Origin of the sequence: Thiohalocapsa marina (assembly GCF_008632335.1) — a bacterium.
Classification (GTDB): Bacteria; Pseudomonadota; Gammaproteobacteria; order Chromatiales; family Chromatiaceae; genus Thiohalocapsa; species Thiohalocapsa marina.
Genome location: NZ_VWXX01000002.1, coordinates 165,587 through 190,449 on the forward strand (window position 1 = coordinate 165,587; position 24,863 = coordinate 190,449).

At 63.4% G+C, this 24,863-nt stretch carries 21 protein-coding genes; 9 read left to right on the top strand and 12 right to left on the bottom strand.

Annotated elements, in window-relative coordinates; translation table 11 throughout:
* The first annotated feature begins 13 nt into the window (after positions 1–13).
* From F2Q65_RS02220 to F2Q65_RS02245, 6 genes are all read left to right on the top strand, one after another.
* On the top strand, positions 14–733 hold the full coding sequence (locus tag F2Q65_RS02220; RefSeq protein WP_170265457.1) for a PP2C family protein-serine/threonine phosphatase: 720 nt from the start codon (positions 14–16) through the stop codon (positions 731–733).
* Between the two features lie 47 nt (positions 734–780).
* The gene (locus F2Q65_RS02225; RefSeq protein WP_150089970.1) at positions 781–3,018 is read left to right on the top strand and encodes a type VI secretion system Vgr family protein; all 2,238 of its coding nucleotides are present in this window, start codon (positions 781–783) and stop codon (positions 3,016–3,018) included.
* Positions 3,019–3,047: 29 nt separating this feature from the next.
* The gene (locus F2Q65_RS02230) at positions 3,048–5,666 is read left to right on the top strand and encodes a DUF2169 family type VI secretion system accessory protein (protein WP_170265458.1); all 2,619 of its coding nucleotides are present in this window, start codon (positions 3,048–3,050) and stop codon (positions 5,664–5,666) included.
* A gap of 8 nt (positions 5,667–5,674) precedes the next feature.
* Complete coding sequence (locus tag F2Q65_RS02235; RefSeq protein WP_150089974.1) at positions 5,675–6,736, top strand: pentapeptide repeat-containing protein; 1,062 nt, start codon at positions 5,675–5,677, stop codon at positions 6,734–6,736.
* Between the two features lie 82 nt (positions 6,737–6,818).
* On the top strand, positions 6,819–7,484 hold the full coding sequence (locus F2Q65_RS02240; protein ID WP_170265460.1) for a DUF3540 domain-containing protein: 666 nt from the start codon (positions 6,819–6,821) through the stop codon (positions 7,482–7,484).
* A gap of 74 nt (positions 7,485–7,558) precedes the next feature.
* Entirely contained in the window at positions 7,559–7,954 is a 396-nt protein-coding gene (locus tag F2Q65_RS02245) for a DUF4150 domain-containing protein (protein ID WP_150089978.1), read from the top strand.
* Positions 7,955–8,161: 207 nt separating this feature from the next.
* Here F2Q65_RS02245 and F2Q65_RS02250 read toward each other — a convergent pair whose 3' ends face one another.
* From F2Q65_RS02250 to F2Q65_RS02305, 12 genes are all read right to left on the bottom strand, one after another.
* Positions 8,162–9,181: an OmpA family protein gene (locus tag F2Q65_RS02250; protein ID WP_246155925.1), complete on the bottom strand. Its 1,020-nt coding sequence runs from the start codon at positions 9,179–9,181 to the stop codon at positions 8,162–8,164.
* Positions 9,182–9,254: 73 nt separating this feature from the next.
* Complete coding sequence (locus F2Q65_RS02255) at positions 9,255–9,545, bottom strand: peptidoglycan-binding domain-containing protein (RefSeq protein WP_211353923.1); 291 nt, start codon at positions 9,543–9,545, stop codon at positions 9,255–9,257.
* 90 nt (positions 9,546–9,635) lie between these two features.
* Complete coding sequence (gene tssH, locus F2Q65_RS02260) at positions 9,636–12,416, bottom strand: type VI secretion system ATPase TssH (protein WP_150089982.1); 2,781 nt, start codon at positions 12,414–12,416, stop codon at positions 9,636–9,638.
* A complete protein-coding gene (tssG, locus tag F2Q65_RS02265) occupies positions 12,413–13,504 on the bottom strand; it encodes a type VI secretion system baseplate subunit TssG (RefSeq protein ID WP_150089984.1) in 1,092 nt (363 codons plus the stop codon). The genes tssH and tssG overlap by 4 nt, the downstream gene beginning before the upstream one ends.
* Positions 13,468–15,345 carry a type VI secretion system baseplate subunit TssF gene (gene tssF / locus F2Q65_RS02270; protein WP_150089986.1) on the bottom strand — a complete coding sequence of 626 codons (1,878 nt, stop codon included), beginning with the start codon at positions 15,343–15,345 and terminating at the stop codon, positions 13,468–13,470. Before tssF ends, tssG begins: the two co-directional genes overlap by 37 nt.
* Before the next feature lies 1 nt (position 15,346).
* Entirely contained in the window at positions 15,347–15,865 is a 519-nt protein-coding gene (gene tssE / locus F2Q65_RS02275) for a type VI secretion system baseplate subunit TssE (RefSeq protein ID WP_150089987.1), read from the bottom strand.
* Positions 15,858–16,679 (bottom strand): type VI secretion system accessory protein TagJ, encoded by an 822-nt coding sequence (locus F2Q65_RS02280; protein WP_150089989.1) that lies wholly within the window; start codon positions 16,677–16,679, stop codon positions 15,858–15,860. The genes tssE and F2Q65_RS02280 overlap by 8 nt, the downstream gene beginning before the upstream one ends.
* 84 nt (positions 16,680–16,763) lie before the next feature.
* Positions 16,764–17,252, bottom strand: a complete 489-nt coding sequence (locus F2Q65_RS02285) for an Hcp family type VI secretion system effector (protein ID WP_150089991.1) — start codon at positions 17,250–17,252, stop codon at positions 16,764–16,766.
* 145 nt (positions 17,253–17,397) lie between these two features.
* Positions 17,398–18,900: a type VI secretion system contractile sheath large subunit gene (tssC, locus tag F2Q65_RS02290; RefSeq protein WP_150089993.1), complete on the bottom strand. Its 1,503-nt coding sequence runs from the start codon at positions 18,898–18,900 to the stop codon at positions 17,398–17,400.
* Position 18,901: 1 nt separating this feature from the next.
* Complete coding sequence (tssB, locus tag F2Q65_RS02295; RefSeq protein ID WP_150089995.1) at positions 18,902–19,438, bottom strand: type VI secretion system contractile sheath small subunit; 537 nt, start codon at positions 19,436–19,438, stop codon at positions 18,902–18,904.
* Positions 19,439–19,532: 94 nt separating this feature from the next.
* A complete protein-coding gene (tssA, locus tag F2Q65_RS02300) occupies positions 19,533–20,591 on the bottom strand; it encodes a type VI secretion system protein TssA (protein WP_150089997.1) in 1,059 nt (352 codons plus the stop codon).
* A 490-nt stretch (positions 20,592–21,081) separates the two neighbouring features.
* Positions 21,082–21,999 (bottom strand): cache domain-containing protein, encoded by a 918-nt coding sequence (locus F2Q65_RS02305; RefSeq protein ID WP_150089999.1) that lies wholly within the window; start codon positions 21,997–21,999, stop codon positions 21,082–21,084.
* A 432-nt stretch (positions 22,000–22,431) separates the two neighbouring features.
* On the opposite strand from F2Q65_RS02305, the gene hemF reads away from it, so the two are divergent.
* From hemF to phbB, 3 genes are all read left to right on the top strand, one after another.
* Positions 22,432–23,364: an oxygen-dependent coproporphyrinogen oxidase gene (hemF, locus tag F2Q65_RS02310; RefSeq protein ID WP_150090001.1), complete on the top strand. Its 933-nt coding sequence runs from the start codon at positions 22,432–22,434 to the stop codon at positions 23,362–23,364.
* A gap of 203 nt (positions 23,365–23,567) precedes the next feature.
* Complete coding sequence (locus tag F2Q65_RS02315) at positions 23,568–23,942, top strand: phasin family protein (protein WP_150090003.1); 375 nt, start codon at positions 23,568–23,570, stop codon at positions 23,940–23,942.
* Between the two features lie 111 nt (positions 23,943–24,053).
* Positions 24,054–24,803 (top strand): acetoacetyl-CoA reductase, encoded by a 750-nt coding sequence (gene phbB, locus F2Q65_RS02320; RefSeq protein WP_150090004.1) that lies wholly within the window; start codon positions 24,054–24,056, stop codon positions 24,801–24,803.
* The last annotated feature ends 60 nt before the right edge of the window (positions 24,804–24,863 follow it).

Below are 24,863 nucleotides of genomic sequence, written 5' to 3' on the forward strand. Positions count from 1 at the left end.
AGGGGAGCAATCAATGATGCGCTGGAAATCGGCGGCAGCAACACACCCAGGCTGCGTGCGGAGCGTCAACCAGGATGCCTTCCTCGACCGCCCGGATCTCGGACTCTGGGCAGTCGCCGACGGCATGGGTGGACATGCGGCCGGAGAGCGGGCCAGCGCACTCGTTGTCGAGACCCTGGCAAGGCTGCCGTCACCGAGGTTCCTCGGTCGGTCGACGGAACAGCTGGAAAGTCTCATTCAAGAGGCCAATCGCCAACTCATCGCAGAAGCGGCCGCCAAGGGTGATGAGATCATCGGCACCACCCTGGTGGCACTGCTCGCCTTGGGCGGTGCCTGCGCGCTGCTCTGGGTTGGTGACAGTCGCATCTATCGGCTGCGCGAAGGCCGCCTCACGCAACTCACCACAGACCACACCGAGGTCCAGCAGTGGGTTGCGCAGGGCATGCTGTCGCCCGACGAAGCCGACGCGCACCCCCACGCCAATGTCCTCTCGCGCGCCATCGGTGCAGAGGACGAGCTGCAAATCGACACCGCCATCGACTCCCTGCACCCTGGCGACCGTTATCTGCTCTGCAGCGATGGCTTGAGCAAAGAGTTGAGCCGCGAACGCATTGGAGCACTGCTCGCCTCCGGGGCGCCAACCGAGACGGTTCAGCAACTGATCGAGACGACATGTGAGGCCGGGGCGCGGGATAACGTCACAGCGCTCGTTATCGAGTTTTCGGTGGTTTAGGCAGACCTGACCTATACTCAGGTGCAAGGCATCGGGAGGATGAGCGCATGACTCTGAGTCAACAGGCAAGGGAATTATCCGTCTCGACATCGCTGGGCGATGATGTATTGCTGTTGCGCGGCATGGCGGCCAGCGAGCAACTGAGTCGCTTGTTCGAATATCAGCTCGAGCTGGTCAGCGAAGATATCGACATCCGTCACTCGGATCTGCTTGGCCAGCCGGCCACCGTCAGGGTCAGTCTGCTCGACGGCGGTCAGCGCTACTTTAGCGGCATCGTCAGCCGTTTCTCTCAAGTGGGCTTCGATGGCGCATTTGCCATCTACCAGGCCACACTCGTTCCATGGCTCTGGTTCCTGACGCGGACTGCCGACTGCCGCATCTTTCAGGACAAGACCGTCCCCGATATCGTCAAAGAGATCTTCCGCGAGCACGGCTACACGGATTTCGAAGAGCGCCTCAGTGCCAGCTACCGACAATGGGGCTATTGTGTCCAATACCGCGAGACGGACTTCAACTTCGTCAGCCGTTTGATGGAGCAGGAAGGTATCTACTATTACTTCGTCCACGAAGAGGGAAAGCATACGCTTATCCTGGCCGACGGCTATAGCGCCCACAATGCCATCGCCGGCTGCGAGGAGGTACCCTACTATCCCCCCGACGAGACCGCGCTGCATGGCGATCATATCCATGAACTGACTGTCGCCCAAGTCGTGCAGTCCGGCGCCTATGCGCATACCGACTTCGATTTCACGGCACCGCGGAAGAACCTGTTCGCCAAGCGCAGCAGCCCAAAGCCGCATGAGAAGGCAGATCTGGAGGTCTACGATTATCCAGGAGCGTATACGGAGAGTGGTGATGGCGAGGCCTACGCCCGTGTTCGTCTGGAAGAAATCCATGCGGGCTACGAGCTCATCCATGCCAGGGGCCATGTCCGTGGGCTCGCTGCTGGCGGCTTGTTCAATCTCGTCAACTATCCCCGAGACGATCAGAATCGAGAATATCTGATCCTCGCGACGGATTATCAGCTTCAGTCCGATCTCTTCGGCTCCGCGGGCGCCACCGCCCAAGGCCCGATCGTTCGATGCAGCATCACGGCGATCGATGCACAGACACCATTTCGTCCACCTCGGGCGACACCCAGACCCTCGGTCCAGGGACCTCAGACCGCCATCGTTGTCGGCAAGTCCGGCGAGGAGATCTGGACCGACGAATACGGCCGGGTCAAGGTCCAGTTCCATTGGGATCGCTATGGAAAATCGGACGAGAATAGCTCCTGCTGGGTACGCGTCTCGCACCCTTGGGCGGGCAAGAACTGGGGAGCCATTGCGATCCCCCGAATTGGCCAAGAGGTCATCGTCGACTTCCTGGAAGGTGATCCAGACCAGCCCATCATCACTGGTCGGGTCTACAACGGTACCGAGATGCCGCCCTATAGCCTACCGGCCGAGGCGGTCTTCAGCGGCGTGAAGTCCAATAGCACCAAGGGCGGTGGCGGCTACAACGAATACGTCATGGACGACACCCAGGGCAGCGAGCTGATCCGGGAGCATGGCCAATTCGACAAGGACAGCACCGTTGAGCATGACCTGCGCGAGCATGTGCTGCACGACCGCAGCCGTGATGTCACCAACAATGAGTCCATTCAGGTGGGCGTAGACCGCGGCCTGACCGTCGGGAACAACGAGACCACCACCATTGGCGCCAACCGAACGGAAAGCGTTGGAGGCAATGAGAACATTAGCATCGGCGGCAGCCGCACAGAAACCGTCGCGGCCAACGAGACCATCAGTATTGGCGCCAGCCGCTCCGAGGCCGTCGGCGCCAGCGAGTCTGTCAGCATCGGCGCGAGCCGAGTCCTGAGTGTCGGCGCCTCCGAGGCGGTCACGGTCGGCGCCAGCCGCACGGAACAGATCGGCGCAAGCCTTACGCAGACCGTCGGTGGCAGTGTCAAACTCAGTTCAGGCGGGCCATTCACGATCAACGCGACCGGTGGGATGACCATCGTTGCACCCGGCGGAACCAAGGTGATCGATTTCGAACTGAATCAGATTGGTGGGACGATCAAGGAAGGCTATGCCTCCAAGCTGGACTTCAATGGGGCGGTCATGGAGGTGAACGGCATCAAGGCCGAGGTGACGGGCTCGACCAACGCCGCTGTCGGTCTAAAGTTCGAGAAGGTTGGTGCGGATCTGAGCGCCGGAAGCTTGAACGACCAAAAATTTGCACTAAGCATGCTCAACGAGGCAACCGGCATCGACATGGCAACCCTCAAGATTCTGATGTAATCGGCACCACAATGCGGTGTGTCAAGCCATTGTCGGCCTCTCTCCTGACTCGCCCCTTCGAGCACGGGGGGCGCTTCATGCTCGGCGTCTCGGTCATCCTCTTTTCGACCCTTGGACGCACGAGCCGGCTCCTGACCGAGCAACAGCTCTGGCCGTTTTGGGCAAGCCGGCCTGAGTCTCAAGGTCCCTTGGAGGAGGGTTACCCGCGTCCTCGGGCCGAATATCTGGTTGGCGCCACCGCCTTTACCCGTGCGGATCGTCGGCGCGCCTGCCGAGTGCGCGCGCAGGTCGGCAACCTGAGCAAGGAGTTGGTCGTCTGGGGGCTGCGTTTCTGGGAGGGCGAGCGTCCCTCGGCGCCGCTGGCTTTTGAGCGACTGGCGCTCGACTGGAGTCAGACCTATGGCGGGGAGGATTTTGCCGCCAACCCTGTCGGCATGGGCCGGCGCGACAGCGAGATCGACGGTACCCGCATGCGCCTGCTGCCGCGGGTCGAATATCCCGATCGCCCCTTGACTCGCCCGAGCGCTGTCGGTCGCCCGGCCGGCTTCGGTCCGCTGGACCAGACCTGGGCGACCCGAGCCGCCAAGCGAGGGACCTATGACCAAGCCTGGCTGGAGCGGGATTATCCAGGCTTGGCCCGCGATCTGGACGGCAGCTTCTTCAACCTGGCCCCGGAGGATCAGCAGCAGGCAACGCCCTTCCGGGGAGACGAGGGCTATGCCTTTGACCTGCTGCATCCCGAGCTCGATCGCATCGAGGGTGTCCTGCCAGGGCTCGCCACGCGGGTATTCGCCACCCGAAAGAAGGCGGCAGACGAGACCTTCGAGGAGCTCTCCATGTCGCTCAAGGCGCTCTGGTTCTTTCCGGAGGAAGAACGTCTGATCCAGGTCTTCCAAGGCTGGATGCACATCGGCGAAGATGATGCCGCGGATGTTCAGACACTCCTCGCCGCGGTCGAGCGACTGGGCGAGGCGCGTCCGAGCGAGCATTATCGCGCCGTTCAGGAGCGTCGACGCGATCCGGACCAGGGTGCACTGGAGTCGCTGCGCGAGTCCGACCTCATGCCGGCGGATCTTGCGGTGTCGCTGTTCGACCCGCCGGATAAGCCGAGTCCGGCCTACGAACGCGCCATGCGCCGTGCCGCGCGCGAGCGTGCCGAGGCACGGGCCCTGGTCGCCGCCCATGGCCTGGACCCGGACGAACATGGCCCGCCGGCCGATCTCCCCGACCCACCCCGGATTCAAACCCTCGATGACCTCATCGATATCCGTAAACGGATGGAGGCCGAGTCCGCCGCGCTTGCCGAGCGATTGGAGCAGGAGAAGCGGAATACCTTGGATGAGGTCCGCGTGGTCGCGGCCCGCGATGGCGTGGACATGGAACAGATCGAGCGCGAGATGAGCGGCGACCTGACACGTGGTCCGCCGCGGCCGAACGCCGAGCCCTTGATCGCCGACCTGACCCGCTTGGCCGAGGAGGGGCGTGCGGGGGGCACCGACGTCGCCGAGTTGGAGCAGATGCTGAGCGATCCAGACACGCTGGCGCGTTGGCGCGAGGGAGACCGACAACAGCTCGCGGCCTACCAGGCAACCGGCCATCACCAACGGCCGCCTGACCCGCTGGCCGAAGCCGCCCGTGAAGACCTGCGCGTCCGTGTCCAGGCCGAGCTCGCGCGCGGCGGCTCGCTTGCGGGCTGGGATCTGACCCGGGCGGATCTGAGCCGGATGGACCTGCGCGGAGCCGATCTGAGTGGCGCGCTCCTGGAGGCAGCTGACCTGAGCGGCGCGCTGCTCGATCGGGCCAAGCTGAGCCGGGCCATGCTGGCCCACGCGCGACTCATCGCCACCCGCCTGATCGATGCCGATCTGCGCGAGTGCAACCTTGGTGCGGCCCAGATCGCGCGTGCCGATCTGAGCGGCGCGGACCTCAGTGAGGCAATCCTGGAGCGCGCCCGGCTGGGCAACTCGACCCTGCACGGTGCCCGCATCGAGGGTCTGCGTCTGACCGATGCGGAGGTCGTCGCGGTCGATTTCTCCGCAACAGAGGCCGACTCCATGGTCCTATGGCGCGAGGCCGACCTGCGGGGCTGCAGCTTCGCCGGGATCCGTTATGCCCAGGCGGTCTTTCAGGATTGCAACCTCGAGGAAACCGACTTTACCGGGGCGTCCATCACCAAGGCCGCCTTCGTCGGGATGCGGGCCAGGCGCAGCTGTTTTCGGGATCTGAGCCTCGGGGCTGGTTGCTTCGCGTTGAATTGCCAGCTCGATGGGGTCGAGTTCAGCGGCGCCCGCCTGAACGAGGTCTCCTTTCGCGAGGCCAGTCTGCGCTGCGCCAATTTCTCGCGGGCCGAGCTGCGCGGCTGCGATTTCAGCGGTTGCAATCTGCGCGAGACACGCTTCTATGCCGCTGATGCACGCGGCGCCCGGCTGGTGCGAGCGGACCTCGGTGGCGCCGATCTCGGGAGCTGCAATCTGGCCGGGGCGGTCCTGCAACATGCGCGTCTAGAGCGCTCCGAGCTCTCTCATGCCAATCTGCACGAGGCCGATCTCGCGCGGGTGCAGGTCGGTCCGGGGGTTCGCTTCGATGGTGCAATCTTCACGCGGGCCAGGACACGTCCGCGCTATCGGCCACCCGAGCGCGCGGACTGACAGCCAAGATGGACCGCGAGACCATCGAACGGCTGGCCCAGGACGCCGAACTGCTCAGCGGCGCGACGCTGCGCGGGCTCGATCTGCGAGGAGCGGATCTGGCGGCGCTGCGGCTCGACAAATGCGAGCTCGATGGAGTCGATCTGCGCGGTGCCGACCTGACCGACTGCCAGTTCACTCACTGCCGTCTAACGCGGTCTGTCTTCGACGCCGCAAGGCTATCGGGGACCCTCTTTTTCGCCTCCGAGCTTCACGCAGTGTCCTTCGCCGAGGCGCTCATCGAGAATGCCAATTGGCATGAATGCCGCCTGGAGGGTGTGCTCTTCGACCGGGTAAGGCTGCACCTGGCCGGATTCAGTGGGGGTCAGCTTGCCAACATTCGGTTTCGCGAGGCTCGGCTCGAACAGCTCGTGATGGCCAACCTGAGCAGCGGCGCGATGGATTTCGCCGATGCGCACTTCGAGCGCAGCGTACTGCTCGAGTGCGATCTGCGACGGGCCGATTTCCGTGGGGCCGATTTCGCCATGGTGGTTCTCAACAAGAGCAATTTGGCTGGACAGCGGTTCGCCGGACAGGACTTCGATGTCGTCCAATTCAGCGAGGCCGATTTGACCGGCTGTGATTTCAGTCATGTACGGATTCGGCAAGGCAATTTCACCGCAGCTCGGCTGCAGGGGGCACGCTTCGGTGGGGCCTCCTTGAGTGGTGCGATCTTTCTACAAGCCGACCTGACAGGCGCCGATTTCAGCGGCGCGAATCTCATCCAGGCGATCTGGCAGGGTGCGCGGGCCGAGGGGGCCTGCTTCACTCGTGCCAACCTCTACCAGGGCAATTTCCTGTCCACGGAGCTCGGCAAGGCGGATCTGCGCGGTGCCGACCTGACCTATGCCGATCTCTCGCACGCCAATCTCGAAGCGGCGGATCTGGGCGGGGCAACCCTCTTACGCGCCAAGCTGCACCGCGTGCGCGACCGCGACGCCCGTTTCACCGACCGCGGGCGGGCACTTGGAGACGATCCCGAGCAGCGCGCAGCCGAGGATTGGCGGCCGCTTCCCGAGTCGGGAGGATGATGAGGATGATCACTTCGGCTCGACCCCCCATCCACGTCGAGCGTGGATTCCCGAACCCGACGATCAAATAGCGGAGAACCCCATGGATGCCTTGAGATCTGACCAGGCGAGCACGCTTCGTCCGCATCCGTTGCATCTCGAGGGCGAGATCCTCGAGGTGGCGGAGGGCGCCACCTGCACCATTCAGACTGCAACAGGAGTTCTTAGGGCGCACCGTGCCTTGAGCTGCCTGGTGTGGCCCGAGGTGGGTGATCGGGTGCTGATCACGATGGGCCTGAATGACGAGGCCTTCGTGATCGCGATCCTGGAACGTCGCGCCACGTTGCCGCTCCGCCTCGTTCTGCCCGGCGAGGCTGCAGTTGAGGTCGACGGCGGGGCAGGCCTGAAGCTTCGGATCGATGGGCCACTCACGCTCGGCTCGCGGACGCATCTCAGCGTCGATAGCCCGAAGGTCTCGATCAGGTCCGATCGGCTGACCCTGATCGGTGCACGACTCAGGCTGATCGCGCGCGAGGCGTTGGCGTCACTGCGCTCAAGCCGCTTGATCGGCGACTTGGTGGAAGCGACCGCTGAGCGCCTGAATCTCGCGCTCAGCCAGTCGCGACGGACGGTCCGCGACCTGGACCAGGTCCACGCCGGTTCCGTCGAGATCCGGGCCGAGCAGGTCGCGCGCCTGAGCTCCGGCACCCTGCTCGCCGACGCCCGTCATCTGGTCAAGATCGACGGCGAACAGATCCATCTCGGTTAACGTGAAATTCACGACATAGTCTTTCATCATTAGGGATGTGGCGCGCCCCTCATGTCAGTTAGGAGGTTCGATCGATGTTTGCAAACGCACAGATGATGGGCACGGATACCGCCTTTCCTGATGTCTGCCTTACACCCAGCCCCGCAGGCCCGGTGCCCGTCCCCTACCCGAACATCGCCATGGGACCCATGGCGGTGCCGAACGTGCCCAACATCCTGTTTGCCGCAACGCCAGCGCACAATCTCGGCACCACCATCCCCATGACCAACGGCGACAACGCGGGCCTGGCCACTGGGGTTGCCTCCGGTACCGTGATGGGGCCTTCCCGTCACCTCACCGGCGCCTTCTCGGTGCTGATCAAGGGGATGCCGGCCAGTCGGATGACCAGCATGTCCTTGCAGAACAATACCAACGCACCCGGCTGCCGTTTAGCGCCGAGCCAGACCAAGGTGTTGATCCTGGCGCCGTGAATGAGCGCCATAACCCTGGATTTTTTGACTAAGAAGATCAACCCGCCCGGCCGCTCGCAACTACCGAGAACGGACCCTAGCATCAATTGCAGTTCACGCCTGCATCGATCTTTGTCTGCACGATATTGAATGTCCCTGAGCGATGTCTCGGGAGGCCTTGATCTTAAGCACGGTCAGCCAAGCTGATGATCAAGGCCGAATAGGTCTCTACCGCTGCACGAGCTCCACCCGTCGGTTCTTGGCGCGCCCCTCTTCCGTCGCGTTGGACGCGACCGGGGCCAGGTTGGCGACGCCCATGGGCGTTAGGCGTTCCCGCTTGATCTGGTAATCATCGGCCAGTGCCGCCGCCACGGCTTCGGCGCGGCGCCTTGAAAGGTCCATGTTGTAGTCGAGACTGCCCCGATTATCGGTGTGACCGACGATGAAGACCTCGAGGTCTGGCTGCGTGCGCAGCAAGTTTGCCATCTCTTCCAACTGGGCATGTGACTCTGGGCGGATCGTGGCCTGATCGAAATCGAAGGTGATGCCATAGAGCGCAATGCGCCCTTCGTCTGATAGGCCGCTGGCGAGCTCCGCGGCCTCGATGACCAGCATGCGGTCCTGCATGGGCTTGGTCAGCACCTGTTCGACGAAGACGGCGACCCGATCGCCAGCCGCGGGCTCGACATAGTTGTCCTGGTAGGCCGCAAAGACGAAGACGTAAGCAGCGGCTTCTGCACCGGCGTGCCTAGCCACATACACCTGAGGCGCCTGAACCGAGGCACCGGAATACACGTTCTTCAGCATGTTGTTGTCGGTGAGCTTCTTGCCATTGCGCTCGTCGACGTAGAAATCTGCAATCTTAGCTCCGCAGTCCCGGAATCCGGAACAGCTGAACAGCGCCTGATAGTCCGTGGCCTCGAGTGCCTGCTGATAATTGCGGATGACCTCCAGTGCGCTGGCATCGGTTGGCGCGAGATAGACGAGACGGGTGCGCTGGCCCTCGAGTTTAAGAGAGTCCTTCCAGAACCGGACGTCTGGAGTGGGATCCCAGGGTCCTGTCGGAATGTCCGTCTGATCGAACTGACTGTGGCGATAGCCGATGATGACCGAGTCCGCAAAGCGGGGTATGCCCGGGATGTCACACGATCCGGGTAAGTCGTGTGTTAGATCACGCGCCTGTACCGAGGACAAGCTGGCAAGAAGCAGCGTTGCCAGACCACCGATCCATATCAGCCGATAGCGCATGTGTTGCATGAACGCCTCCACGGGATATCGGTTATTGAACTGAGCACTTCCAGTATCAAATTGATGCTGGCTGTCATAACCCCCCGGATGCAGGCACCGGTGGCAAGGCCACCGACGGACGCTTCTTGATGGGCGGCGGCCCAACCTCGAGTGCGGTCCATGTCAGCGGGCCGACAATGCCATCGCGCTTCAGTCCCTTCATGCCCTGATATTGACGGACAGCGGCGTCGGTCTTCGGGCCGAAGATGCCGTCGACCCAGAGGCATCCATGGCTCGGCAGGCGCGCGTTGAGGAGATTCTGGCAATAGGACACATAGGGACCCCGGCTTCCGGACTTGATGGTCGGTGGTGCGCTTGTGCTCATCGGCTGCATGGGCATCGGCTTCTACCTCTGCATTGCTTGTCATGTTGACGAGCCTGGATTGGCATCGACTCGTCGTTGAAAGCTGTTGATTCAGTCAAAATGATAGTTGAAACCACCGTCACCGACGTCGACCGAGATCCGTTCCACGGCGCGTCCGTCCATGCTGCGCGTGAGCAGCTCACGGCTGATCTCCGGCAGCACGGTGTTGGTGAGGATGGCATCGACGACGCGGGCGCCGCTCTCCACCTCCGAGCAGCGCTGGGCGATGAGATCGACGACCTCGTCGCTGTAATCGAGCGGGATGCGGTGATTCTCTTGGATACGGCGAACGATGCGGCCGAGCTGCAACCGGATGATGGCGGCCAGCATCTCGTCGTTGAGGGGATAGTAGGGGATGGCCACCAGGCGCCCGAGCAGGGCCGCCGGGAAGACCTTGAGCAGCGGCTCGCGCAGCGCAGTGGCGATGCCCTCGGGCTCCGGCATCAGGTCCGGGTCCTGACACAGCCCCATGATCAGCTCGGTGCCCACATTGGTGGTGAGCAGGATCAGGGTATTGCGGAAATCGATCTTGCGGCCTTCGGCGTCTTCCATCCAGCCCTTGTCGAAGACCTGGAAGAAGATCTCGTGCACATCCGGGTGGGCCTTCTCCACCTCGTCCAGCAACACGACGCTATAGGGCTTGCGGCGCACGGCCTCGGTGAGAATCCCACCCTCGCCATAGCCGACGTAGCCCGGTGGCGAGCCCTTGAGCGTAGAGACGGTATGCGCCTCCTGGAACTCGCTCATGTTGATGGTGATGATGTTCTGCTCACCGCCATAGAGAGCCTCGGCCAGGGCAAGACCCGTCTCGGTCTTGCCGACGCCGGAAGGGCCGGCAAGCAGGAACACGCCGATCGGCTTGTTGGGATTGTCCAGCCGTGCGCGCGAGGTCTGGATGCGGCTGGCGATCATGTCCAAGGCGTGGCGCTGGCCGATGACGCGTCGGTTCAGGGTGTCGGCCAGGTGGAGCACTGCCTGGACCTCGTCCTTGACCATGCGACCCACGGGGATACCGGTCCAGTCCGCGACCACCGAGGCGACCGCCTGGGCGTCGACGCTGGGCAGGATCAAGGGCTCGTCACCCTGCAGCCCATGCAGCTCCACCTGCAACGTGCGCAGCCGCTCCAGCGTCTCCCCGCGTTCGTCCGCCTCGGCATCGGTGACGGCCGAAGCCGCTTGCGCCGGGGGCTCGGGTGGGTCAGCGGGTGATGCAGGGCTGGTCGGCTCCACCTCGGCTGCGGCCTGCTCCAGCGCGCTCCCCGTGCCCTCGACCGGGGCCTGATCGCCGCGCAGCCTGGCACGCAGGTCCAGGATGTCCTGGACCAGGGCCTTTTCGCGCTCCCAGCGGGAGTCCAGCTGGTCCAAGCGGACCTGGGCTGCCTCGAGCTGCTCGCGCGCGCCGAGCTCGCGCTCGGCCGTGTCGACGCCGACGGCGGTCTCACGGCCGATGATCTCCAGCTCGGTCTGCAGGGCCTCGATGTGCCGACGGCAATCCTCCACGGTACCCGGCACCGCGCTCTGGCTGATGGCGACCCGGGCGCAGGCGGTATCGAGCAGGCTGACCGCCTTGTCCGGCAGTTGGCGGGCGGGGATGTAGCGATGGGACAGACGCACCGCGGCCTCCAGCGCCTCGTCGAGCACCTGCACCCGATGGTGTTTCTCCAGGGTCGAGGCGATGCCGCGAACCATGAGAATGGCCTTGTCCTCGCTCGGCTCGCCGACCTGAACCACCTGAAAGCGCCTGGTCAGGGCCGGATCCTTTTCGATGTACTTCTTGTATTCGCCCCAGGTGGTGGCGGCAACGGTGCGCAGGGTGCCTCTGGCCAGCGCCGGCTTCAGCAGGTTGGCCGCATCGCTGGTGCCGGCGCTGCCGCCCGCGCCGATGAGGGTGTGCGCCTCGTCGATGAACAGGATGATGGGCTTCGGCGAGGTCTGCACCTCCTCGATCACCTGGCGCAGACGGTTCTCGAACTCACCCTTCATGCTGGCGCCGGCCTGCAGCAGGCCCACATCCAGCGTGCGCAGGGTGACGTCCTGAAGTGGCGGCGGGACATCGCCCGAGGCGATGCGCAAGGCAAAGCCCTCGACCACTGCCGTCTTGCCCACGCCGGCCTCGCCGGTGAGGATCGGATTGTTCTGCCGCCGACGCATCAGGATATCCACCAGCTGGCGTATCTCCTCGTCGCGGCCGACGATGGGGTCGAGCTCATCCTTGCGGGCACGCTCGGTGAGGTCCACCGAGAACTGCCGCAAGGCCTCCTGCTTGCCCATCTGGGCCGGCGCAAGGGCGCCGCTGGCCTCGCCGGGGGCAGCGCCACCGCCCACCTGGAAGCCGTCGGTCGTCCCCAGACGATTCTCCGGCGACTCAGCAAGGAGCTTATCGAAGGCGTCGGTCAGGCTGTCGCTGCCGATCTTTTCGAACTGGCGCGAGATCCCCAGCAGCGCGCTGCGCAAGCCGCGGGTCTTCAGGATACCGACCAGCAGATGGCCGGTGCGTACCTGGGTCTCGCCGAACATCAGGGTGCCGTAGACCCAGCCGCGCTCCACCGCCTCTTCGACGTCCGATGACAGGTCTGCGATGGAGCGTGAGCCGCGCGGCAGCCGGTCCAGGGCATCGGTGAAATCCTTTGCCAGCCGCGAGGGCTCAAGATCGAAGTGGCGAATGATGCGATGCAGATCCGAGTCCTGCAGCTGCAGCACCTGGTTCAGCCAGTGCACCAGCTCGACGTAGGGATTGCCACGCATCTTGCAGAAGACGGTAGCGCTCTCGATGGCCTTGTAGGCCAGCGGGTTGAGCTTGCCGAACAATGCGGCACGGCTGATCTCGGTCATGGTGCGGGTTCTCCGTTTGGCGCGGCCCCTTCCGGGCCTGGCTGAACGCGATGGGCACGGACTGGTCTGACGTTGGGATCGAGCTTGAGGTCATCGCCGTCCCGAGCCAGAGGCCGGCTCGTCAGCCAGGTGGTCCAGCCCAGGCATCCGGCCTTGCCGAGCCGAATGGCCGGCACCTCGGGCCGGGCCAGAACCGGGTTCAGGTCCCAGTCCAGCGGCTGGCCGACGTAGTTGCGCACGATGGCCTTGACCGCGGACAGGCTCTTGCCGCCAGGCAGCAGGCGAAGGTAATCGCTGAGGCGCAGCGGCCCGACGCGGATGCGGAACTTGGATTGGTGATCCCAGACACGGCCGCCGATCGTCGTGGTGAGCCCCAGACAGCCGGCCTCGGGGGATTCGCCGAGGCGCCAGCGGCAATCCTGTGGCAGTTGCAGCCAGTGGCCGATGAATTCCTCGATGCGGACCGGCAGTTTCAGGTAGTCGGACAGGATCGCGCCGAGGCCTTCTGCATGTCTGGCTTGGCACGACAGATGGCCGCTGTGGTGGAGCTTGAACAGATCCGGCATGGCATCGCGGTGTCGGTAGCCAGGCATGCCGATGCCGTGCAGCGATCCCAGATAGGTGCCGAACCGGTCCTTTCCAGGACGGTCGAAGCTCACCGCGGGCTGGGCCTGGGCCCAGGCGCGATAGAACAGGCTGAGCATCCGATGGTTGAACAGATCCAGGAAGCGGGCAAAGGTCGCATCGCCCGCATTGCGCAGCCGGTCGCGGGCGTAATCCGTCAGATGCAGCGGCAGGGGGCCGTTGGGACCGAGCAGACCGAGGAAGTAGACCAATAGCCGCGGCGCACGCCCTGTCCCGGATCGGCGCAGCGCAGCCAGCTCGGCCGGGGCGAAGATCAGCGACGGCTCCTGGCCCAGCCGGACCATGTCATCGGCGGCCCGTACCGTTTCTCCGAGACGAGGCCGCTCGGCATGCTGGCACTCCAGCGCCCGCAGGGTCTGCAGGAAGCCGAAGCGCCAGGGCTCGCGCTCCAGCGCGCTCAGCAGCGCTAGAGCGTCGGGCGTCGGCCGATGGTCGGTGGCCATCGTTTCAGCTCCCCACGCTGGCTGGTGGTCAGAACGGTCTCGGTAAAGGCATTGACGGACGCGTACCGGGCAAAGAATCGCTCGAGCACGGCGCCAAGCAGATAGACGCCGGTGCCCTCGAAGGCCGCCTCATCGCAGCCCAGTGTGATTTCGGTGCCACGGGCATAGGTGATGGGACGCACGCCCGGCAGACGGCGGGTGATCGGCTGCGCGTTGACGTCGCGAATGCCGTCGATCTGATGTCGATTGCCAGCGTTGGTGAGATCGGCGTAGAGCATGAGCAGCTCACGTAGTGCGCCGGCCCCGGTGCCGCCTGCCGTGTCGGTGATCGACAGGTAGTTCAGGGACAGATGGCTGATCAGGCGCCAGGCCGTGTCGCCATGCGCCGGAGAAGGCAGCGGCGGCGTCGGTCCGGAGCAGATGCGCACGGCCTGCACCGGCGCGCCGGCCTCCATCGAGAAATCGCCCTGTCCAACGCCGACCGGCATCTGGAGCGGGAGGTCCCGATTGGTGCAGAGGCAGCTGACGGCGAGCTGCCGCAGCTCCGAGGCCCAGGGGGCCGCGGTCGCGTCGACGAGGTTGACATAGACCTCGCTGCCCAGATAGCTCGAACGCGGTCCTTGCCGACGCTGACGCGAGGACATTCGGCGCGGCATGCGATGCACGCTGTAGTAGGCCGGGCGGTCGCTCGGATGCGCCAAGTCGTTGGTGGCATAGAAGGGCTGGAATTCGCGTGCGTTCGCCGTGGAGGCGCCGTAGCCGGTGACCCCTTCGATGCGATAGATCTCGAAGTCCATCGGCCGGGTGCGATCCGGCACCACGTGATACTCTGGCCAGCCCTTGCCCAGATGGATGCGGTCGCAACGCTTCGGAAACAGGTTGACGACGGGTGTGCAATGCAATGCGAAGTGCCCGGCGTCGACAACGCCCTCCAGCGCCCTGGCGCGTGCGGGCAAGAGCACGATGAGGTCGACCTCTGGTGTCTTGACCCGCTGCAGAGCCGGTGCCAGCCCATCCACCGCGACGAACAGAAAGCGTTGTGGAAAGGCAAAGTACTCATGCAGATTGCGATATCCCTGGAACGACGGCGCAGCGTAAGGCAGCAGCGCCTCATCCGTGGAGAAGCCCAGGGGAGAGAGGACGGAGCGCGGGAGCTCGGTGATCCAAGGCAGCGGCCGTTCGAGGGGCTGGATCAAGACGGCCACTGGATTGGCGGTCAGCTGCTCATAGAGCGTGAAGGGGATCTCATCGCTGCCCTGCAGGTAGAGGTCGAGACGATCGAGCTTGAGGTCGCAGAGATTGAGTCCGGCCGTGGCGCGCAGGCGCAGCCTCAGCCCCGATTTTGACCGGTTGAGTACGGCCAGGTCGGTCTTGGCGACCGGTCCGGCATGGCTGAAATACTCGGCCTCGGCGATCTCCAGGGGCCAGAGCTGGGTCTCGTGCGCGGTCAGGTACTCGCAGGCGGTTTGCTCACCCTTGCCGATGCTGCTGCGAAGCTTGGTATGACGAGGTATCGGGAACCCGTCGGCCAAGGTCCCCTGGCTCAGATCGGGCTGTAATTGCACGACCGCCATGGACGGCGTCGGTGCCAGGTAATGCGGATAGACCATCTCCAGCAGGTGCTGGGTGAAGGTCGGAAACTCATCTTCGAGCTTGAGCTGGACACGCGCGGCCAGGAAGGCGAAGCCCTCCAGCAGTCGCTCGACATAGGGATCGGCGCATTCGAAGCCGCTCAGGCCGAGCCGGCCGGCGATCTTGGGGAATTCGGCCGCAAATTCGCCGCCCAGCCCGCGTAGGTGCTGCAGCTCTCGGTTGTAGTGGGCAAGCAGGCGCGGATCCACGTCAGCGCTCGTCTCGCACAGCCGTGGATTCGAAGACGGCCACCTCGCCCGACTCCAGATCGACCTCCGTCTTCAGGTAGAGCTGCAGTGGCATGGGTTGTCCCCAAAGCTCCCCTTCGATGATGAACTGGATCGCGTTATGGCTCATGGTGGACGCGTCGATGAGGGTGCGAATGACCAGTGATCTTCTCAAGATGCGTGGCTCGAACTGCAGAATGGCCTGGCGCAGCTCGCGCTCGAGGCTCAGCACGTCGAGCCCGGACACGTTTTTTCCGGCCAGGTCCGGCAGGCCGTAATTGAGCACCGAGCTCGCAACCTCCGGGAAGGGATCGAGGTCTTGTACCGAAGCCAGGTTGCAGGTGTTAAGCAACCATTGCAGATCGCGCAGCACGCTCGCCTTGAGCCGACTCGGAGACAGGACCCGTTCCTCACGTGATTCCTGATCCGTCGTTGGCGCCTGGTCAGTCAAGCGGTCGAGCAGCGAAGGCTGAAGCCGCTCTTTCGGCGTGAGATCAGCCATGTTCTGAGGTGCCGGTGGCGAGCCCGGACTGATCGAGAACGATCTCGCGAATGGCCAGTAGCGGATACTCATCCTTGTCGGTGGTCAGCATTCGCTGCCCCAGTCCGGCAAAGCAGTCTGCCCCGAGATCAATCCATTCCGTTCTGCGCGCCAGCTTCAGGCCAGCGTCGGCCTGGGCCGTCGTGCCCGCGTAGCGCACAGGGATCAAGACCACGGACTCACCGCCGTTGATCCAGGTGACCTGGGCCGGGGCCCAGACGAGGTCGCGCAGGTCCGTTGGCGCATCGAGATGGATGCGCTGGATGTACTGAAACGGCATCCAGCAATAGCGCCCGTCGACGACACCCTCGAGCACTGGTCCCAGCCGCATGTCTGCATCCGCGATCCAGGCGCAGTCGGCGCCGTCGATGCGACCGGCTGTCGCGGGGGCATCCTCGAAGGCCTCGGCACGCAGGGCCTGCGCCCGAGCCGCATCGCCATGGGCGCTGACGCGCAATGCCTCGACCAGCAAGGCGATCCAGCGCTGGGGCTCACCGAAAACGACGGGGTCGCGCTCTCCGGCGAAGACGCTCTCGCGCAAGGCCTCGGCCTGTACCGCATTTCGGTAGGTTGCCGCCATGGCCAGTGCGCCGGCATCCAGATCGGCTGCTACCTGGAGTTGCCGCAGGGCCTTGTCCCAATGTCCCAGCACGCAGAGCAGCTGGAACAGGAAGACGCGCAGTTTCGCCTCAGCCGGGGCCTTGCGGATCTGACCCTGCAGCGCTTTCAGCGCGGCGTCGAGATCGCCTCGTTCGAGTGACGCTTCTGCGTCCATGGCTGACCCTCGCTGCCGGGTACCAAACTACCCGGCTCGTCATGGCAGATCGTAGTTGAGCGGCAATTCTCTGACCGCGGTTTACTATTCCTGCTGATTTTTTTCCAAGTCCCACTTGCGGTCCGTCGTGGAGCCCGGAGCGCCCGTATCGTCGATAGGAGTGTATTCCCACTTGATCTTGCCATAGGCAAAGCTGACTTGCTCAGTGGGCTTGGGCTCTCCCCCTGAGCTGCCGCCGGGAGTAACGGATGTCACGATGCAATCTTCAAACGTGTATTTCATGAAGGTATGCTTGTCACCAGTCGCGAGACACAGCTCCAGTTCGACGGTTGGTATGTGCTCGCCCTTGGCACACTTGATCGAGAGGTCCGGTGTCGAGTTATCGATCACCTTCACAATGCTCAAGTCTTGAAAGTCCGCGCGGCCGCCGGTGCGACCACCGGTTCCCGTAACACCAGAGACGGGCTGACTCAGACCAACGCTATAGCTCAGCACTTGTATCCATTTGTCATGTGCAGCGTCGGTGGCCTCTCCATCGACACCTTCCACCTTCAGGTACGCATCGAACGCCATGGCAGCTCTCCTCGCTAGTTATAAAAGGCCGCTCACGAGAGCGGAGCTCTTTATGCGCCGACAGGCGCAGCAGTTGATGCCCTTGAGCATCAGGTCGTTGAGGTCCGAGTCCAGACCCGGCTTACAGTACGCATTGTCAGCCCAGTCATGCCTTCTCTGAAGGCAGGCGCGATACCAGCCGCAAAGATACCGTCAAGCCCTCCAGTTGGTAGTGCGGCCTGAGATAGAATTTTGATCGATAGTATCCGGGGTTGCCTTCCACCTCCTCGACGACCACCTGTGCAGCCGCGAGCGGCTTGCGCGCCTTGTCGGCTTCGGAGGCATTCGCGGGATTGGGCTCGACATATTTGTTGATCCATTTGTTGAGCCACTTCTCCATGTCTTCGCGCTCCTTGAAGGAGCCGATCTTGTCGCGCACGATCGCCTTGAGGTAGTGCGCAAAGCGGCAAACCGCGAAGAGATACGGCAACCGAGCGGCCAGGTTGGCATTGGCCGTCGCGTCTGGATCATCGTACTCGAACGGCTTCTGCAGCGACTGAGCACCGATGAATGCCGCGAAATCGCTATTCTTTTTGTGCAGCAATGGCATGAAGCCGTTCTTCGCAAGCTCTGCTTCACGCCGGTCGTCGATGGCGATCTCGGTGGGGCATTTCATATCCACGCCGCCGTCATCGGTTGGAAAGGTATGCACTGGCAGTCCCTCCACCGCACCTCCGGATTCGACCCCGCGGATGCGCGAGCACCAGCCGTACAGCTTGAAGGCCCGGTTGATATTCACGGCCATGGCATAGGCGGCATTGGACCAGGTGTAACGCGAATGATCGCCGAAGCCGGTCTCCTCCTCGAAATCAAACTCCTCTACCGGGTCCGTCTTGGCGCCGTAGGGCAATCGCGCCAGGAAACGCGGCATCGCAAGGCCGATGTATCGCGAGTCCTCGGATTCTCGCAAAGACCGCCAGGCGGCGTACTCCGGCGTCTGGAAGATCTTGGTCAGATCCCGCGGGTTGCTGAGCTCTTGCCAGGACTCCATCTGCATCACACCCGGATCGGCACCGGCAATGAAGGGGGCATGGGCGGCCGCGGAGATCTGTGCCATCTGGCCCAGTAGCTCAACGTCCGGCGGACCATGGTCGAAAGAGTAGTCGCCGATCAGACAGCCGAACGGCTCCCCGCCGAACATGCTGTACTCCTGGGTATAGACCTGCTTGAAGATGGGGCTTTGGTCCCAGGCGGTTCCCTTGAATTTCTTGAGGGTCTTGTGCAGCTCCTTCTTCGAGATGTTCATGACGCGGATCTTGAGCATCTCGTCGGTTTCGGTGTTGTTGACAAGATAGTGCAGGCCGCGCCAGCTGCCCTCCAGTTGGCTGAAGTCCGGATGATGCAGGATCTGATTGATCTGCTCCGTAAGCTTGCGGTCGATCTCGGCGATGATCGACTCGATGGTCCGGACCGCATCCTCCGAGATCAGGCCCGTCTGTTCGAGGGCCTGGGCGGCAAGCGTATGCACGGCGTCCTCGACCGCCTCGCGCGCGCGGTCGGACCGCGGCTTGAATTCCTGCTGCAGCAGCGATGCGAATTCACCGGCCTCGGCGGTCTTGGCTTCGGCCTGGGCTTGTTCGGACTGGAGGTGTGCTTCTGGTTCGGCCATGTTAGTTTGCCTCCGTTGGCGCTTCTGTGCCCTCGACTGGCTCCTGTGGCTTCGGCGCCGCTGCAAGCGCCTGCAGTAGCGTTGGGTCTTGCAGGACCTTGGCGATCAGCTCTTCCGCGCCACTCTTGCCGTCCATGTAGGTCAGCAGATTGGAGAGCTGCGTGCGCGCCTGCAGCAGCTTGTTCAGGGAATCCACCTTTTGGGCGATGGCGGCGGGTGAGAAATCGTCCATGCTCTCGAAGGTCAACTCCACGTTCAGGTTGCCTTCGCCAGTCAGTGTGTTGGGTACCTGGAAGGCAACACGAGGTTTCATCGCCTTCAGCCGATCGTCGAAGTTATCGACATCGATCTCCAGGAACTTGCGCTCCCCGACTGGAGGGAGGGGGTCCTCAGGCTTGCCAGAGAGATCCGACAAGACGCCCATGACAAAGGGCAGCTGAATCGTCTTTTCTGCGCCGTACAGCTCGACGTCGTACTCGATCTGAACCCGTGGCGCCCGATTCCGGGCGATGAATTTTTGGCTGCTTTCTTTGGTCATTTCGTGCCCCTTGGAGGTGACTGGCTCGTTTGAAACGTTTCAGCTCGTTGCTTCAAGTCACGAATGGACAAGCTGCTCTTCGGCTGAATGCCATTCATGATTTGTCATCGCCTGGGCCCTTGATCATCACCAGCTTGTCCAATGCCTCCGGCACCAGGTCGTGCATGATTTCCATGAAATCCTTTGTGGCAAGTCGACGTGCCCGTTCCAGCAGCAGCGGCACCGGACTCGAGGGCTCATGGCGTTTGTAATACAGGCAAAGGGCATCGAGCACCCGCACGACGTCCTCTCGTGAGCTGATGTGCGATGGATCGAGCGTCGCGGCATCGCCGGTGCGCCCCGATGGTCCCGGTGTACGGGGTGTCGCGGTCTCTGTGGCATCATCCAGTTCGGGAGGACTCGTCGGCTGGCGCTCGCGGAGATGTGACTGCAAGACCGTTAAAATCTCGCTCAGCAGCGTCTGCAGCGGCTTGAAGTCCGGGATGTCAGCGCCCTGCACGTGCTGTTCCAGCGTGCCAGTCAGACGCCTCACGTTGTCCAGGGACGATGCGGTGGCGTCTGCCGATGCAGCTAACTCGTCGAGTGCACAGTCGGTAAAAGCGGCATTCACCGACGCTGCATCCAGTGCATCCTCATTCGGAGCGGCGCTGGTCTTGCCTTCGGCAATCTCGATCTTGCGGAGGGAAAGGGTTCCAAAAACGGGAGACTGGACCAGTGGCGCAGTGCGCAGGGGCAGCAGCATCAAGTCCGGGTCGATCAGACTCGCCAGGACATTCATGCGCTCCATCGGGTCGTTGTTGGCATCGGCGTCCAACAGCGGGAACAGCGAGTCCCAATACTGATCAACGAGGCCAGCCAGCAATTCGGTGCCACTCTGCAGCCCCGTCAAGGATTCACGGTAGACCAGCGCGCGAAGCAGCAAGATGGCGATTCTGAGGTCTTTGGAGCGAGCGAGAAGCTCCGTGCAGCGTTCTTGTACCTTGCGCCAGTCCGGCGGTTCGGCAGGAACAACTGTGCTCCCCATGACGCGTTCCGGAGTGCCTTCAGCCAGCCTGAACACCTCGAGGAATGATGGATCGTATTCGAGATCCTCCCCGGCAGGTGCTTCGACCGGGCATGGCTCAAGTAGTTTTTGAACGTCGATCACCGACATTTCCGAGGATCCCTCGCGAGATTGCTACGGGCCTTTCGATTCCGTCGATTGTCTTTGGCGCCACGATGGCGCCCGCGGGAGCAGGCAGAGCGCTCGCCTTTTCGTGTTGCTCGATTCAATACTAGACCATGCTGTGCCGGTCGGGGGAGGGAGGCCGGCCGGTTGGGTGACCGGAGGCCAGCGGGCACTGGCGCCTTTTCGGTCAACCTCAAAGCCAGTCCAGGCTGGCCTGAAGGCCCGATGATCCGAACTCTAGGGAAACGCTGATTTATTCAGCATTTCCCGTGCGGGGCAGGAGGCCCCGCCATTCTTAGCGGCGCAAGCGGCTGAAAGTGAAGCGCTTCGGGAACCGCGTTTTCGGATCGCGTGCGGATTTTTGGCCAGGATGGCCAATCAATCAGCGTCTCCCAAGGGAGCCGCTGATGTACTCAGCGGTTCCCGTACGGACTTTTGGCCAGGAGGGTAAATCAATCAGCGTCTCGTTAGAGGATCACTCGTACATGCCGGCGCCGACGATCATCGGCTCTCCGTCGACCATGACCTGCTGTACATAGGTGGTCTTGCGCGCCGGGCGTTCGGGCATGCCGGGCCGGGGCCAGAGGTAGTGGACCCAGCCGGATCCCTGTTCCCGGGCCAGGGTGATGTAGTTGCGGACGATGTAGGTGCCATCCATGTCCCGGGCATCCCACAGGTTGCGGCCTTCGATGGCGGGGAAGGCGGGGTTCACCAGTTCGATGCCGCTGTCCGAGGTGACGAAGACGTAGGTGTCGTGGAAGAAGAAGCGATCGCGCTTGTCCCGCAGTCGCTCGAATGCGGCCCGTCCCTGTTTTTCCAGCAGGCTGGCGGCGGCGCGGACTTCCTGCACCAGGAAGGCCTTTTCCATGGGGGGCTGATAGAGGCCGCTGCCAACCAGGTAGGTGGTGCCGTCGGGGGCGGTCGCGCGGGTGATGTAGGTGGATTTCCAGACCGGTTGCGGATCATGGGGTCGGTTCCATTGGTAGTGGACCCAGCCCTGGCCATCGCCGTCCCGGGCGGTGCGCACGAACATCCGGCCGATGGGCTTGCCGCCGATGTCCTGCAGGTCGAGCAGGTTCTGTCGCTCGTGTTCGAGGTCGGGCGGATAGACCTGGCGGTTGCCTTCGAGGTCCCAGACGAACAGGTAGCGGTCGCCCTGGAACCAGCGGCTGCCCTCGATGCGGAAGTCGGGGAAGACGGCTTCGCCCTGGGTCTCGATGGCGGCTGCGGCGGCGTTGACCAGTTCGACGATGGCGCGGATGGACTGGTGTTCGTAGTCCGGCATCTCGTCTGCGCGGGTGGCCGTTGTTGGCCAGAGCAGGGTGAACGCGACCAGGGTGCAGCAGATGAGTCCGGACTGGACGGGATGCGCTGATCCGAGCGGCTTGTTCATGGTGAAGGCCCTCTGCTGTGTGGGTGTTGGTCTCTGGTCTCTGGTCGCTGTCGCTGCCTTTGAAGTATAGCTTTTGGATTGGGGCTGTCCGTTTGCGTGCGGGCTGGTTGCCTCGGCTGGTGGCTGTTGCTTGAACTCTGTCGGTTTTCGGGGGTTGGTTGGCGGCCGTCGCGGGACGCCGTGAATCCATCCATGGAGGCTTCACGATCGCATCCCTGCGATCGAGACCCCCGACCGCCGCCACCCAGCCCCCGAAAACGGGCACAGGCTTGGGGTCCCCGAAAACTTGGGCGGGCTTGGGTCAGCTGCGCGGGGGACTCTGGATTCTGGCGATTCCTGGTGTCCGTACCCATCTGCTTTCGAGCGGATGCGGGGCGTTGGGCGGCCTCGTGTCGATCGGTCTCTGTTGCATTGTTGGAGGGGGAACCAGCCATGTCCGATCTGCCTGATGCCGAGCGCGTTCGGCGATATCTGCTGGAACTGCAGGACCGCATCTGTACGGAGTTGTCGGCGGCGGACGGCGGGTGCGGGTTCCGCGAGGACGTCTGGAGCCGTCCGGGGGGCGGTGGCGGGCGTAGCCGGGTCATCGAGGATGGCGCGGTGTTCGAGAAGGGCGGGGTGAATGTGTCGGATGTGCGCGGCGACGGCCTGCCGGCTACGGCGAGTGCGAACCGCCCGGAGCTGGCGGGCCGGGGTTATCGCGCGATGGGGCTTTCGCTGGTGATGCATCCGCGCAACCCGTATGTGCCGACGTCGCACATGAACGTGCGCTTTTTCATTGCAGAGAAGCCCGGCGAGGCGCCGGTGTGGTGGTTCGGTGGCGGCTTCGACCTGACCCCATACTACGGCAATGAAGCGGATGTGAGGCACTGGCATCGCAACGCACGGGCGGCCTGCGACGGCTTTGGTGCGGATGGCGGGGACGCGCTGCATGCCCGTTACAAGGCGTGGTGCGATCGCTACTTCTTTCTCAAGCACCGCGACGAGCCCCGCGGGGTCGGCGGCCTGTTCTTTGATGATCTGAGCGAGTGGGGGTTCGAGCGCTGCTTCGCCTTCCTGCGCCGGGTGGCGGAGCACTTCCTGCCCGGTTATCTGCCCATCGTGGCGCGTCGCAAGACCATGCCGTACGGGGAGCGGGAGCGCGCGTTCCAGAAGATCCGTCGCGGCCGCTATGTGGAGTTCAATCTGGTCTGGGACCGCGGCACCCTGTTCGGCCTGCAGTCCGGGGGGCGTGCCGAGTCCATCCTGATGTCGCTGCCTCCGGAGGTGAGCTGGCGCTACGACTGGCGGCCGGAGCCCGGCACGCCCGAGGCGGAGCTCCTTGAGCACTATCTGGTGCCCAGGGACTGGCTTGCCGAGTCCTGACGCTAGCCCCTAGCGCCGGGCCCTGACGCTGCTCGATCCCGGTCCCGGCGTCGGAGTCGGACCGCTGGATGTCTCCGGGATCACGGCATGCTGCACCGCAACAATTTTTTCCCCAAGGGGGGTTGACAGCCTCCCGGGCCATCGGTATTGTGCACTGCAACAATTGCTGCACTGCAACATCAACGACATCAGGAAAACAAATCATGAGCACCAACACCAACATGCTGAACACCTACAACGACATGGCCAACAAGAGCGTCGATCAGATGAACGCGCTGGGCGAGCTGAACCTGAAGATCGCGGAGAAGATGGTCGCGCGTCAGATGGACATGATGAACATGTTCGTCGAGCAGAGCGTTCGCATGATGAAGCTGGCCACCGAGGCCAAGGGTTACAACGAGTACTACAAGGGTCAGGTCGAGATGACCAAGGACATCGCCGACAAGATGATGAGCGAGTCCAAGGCCAACATGCACATGGCTGGCGAGATCCGTGACGAGTACCGCGGCTGGTTCGACGGCGCCATGAGCGAGATGAAGAACAACAGCGCCACCATCCGCAACGCTGTCACTGCCTGACGCACCCGCACGGCTGGCGCCCTCGGCCTCTGGTCCGGCTCTCTGGCCGGGCCCGGGGCGGGGTGCTACCATCCGCGCCTGGTTCCATAACAACACCCGAGGAGAACAGTCATGACCGCAGCTGCAAGAGTCGCCCTGGTTACCGGTGGCATTGGGGGCATCGGCACCGCCATCTGCCAGCGCCTGTGCCGCGATGGCCTCCGTGTCGTCGCCAACCATCATCCGTCCGAGCAGGACGCCGCGGTGGCCTGGAAGAAAGAGCAGCAGGAGGCCGGCTTCGACGTCGACACCATCGCCGGCGACGTGTCCTCGTTCGAGGACTCCCAGCGCATGGTCGCCGAGATCAAGCAGGCCCACGGCCCAGTGACTGTTCTCGTCAACTGTGCCGGCATCACCCGGGACAAGACGTTTAAGAAGATGGATGAGGCGAGCTGGAATGCCGTCATCAACGTCAACCTGAACAGCGTCTTCAATGTCACGCGCCAGGTCTGGGACGACATGCTGGCTGCCGGCTCCGGTCGCGTGGTCAACATCTCCTCGGTGAACGGCCAGCGCGGCCAGTTCGGCCAGACCAATTATTCGACGGCCAAGGCCGGCATGCACGGCTTCACCATGGCACTGGCCCAGGAAGGGGCTGCCAAGGGCGTCACGGTCAATACCGTCTCGCCGGGTTACGTCGAGACCGCTATGACCAAGGCCATGCGTGACGATGTGCGCGAGGCCATCGTCTCTGGCGTGCCGATGCGTCGCATGGGCCAGCCGGAAGAGATCGCCAGCGCGGTGTCCTTCCTGGTCGCGGAAGAGAACGGCTATGTCACCGGCGCCAACCTGCCCGTGAACGGCGGCCTGTTCATCCACTGATCATTCGCACGACTGGGAACCGTCCCGGTCGCGCATTGAAACAAAACCGATTTCGCCCCG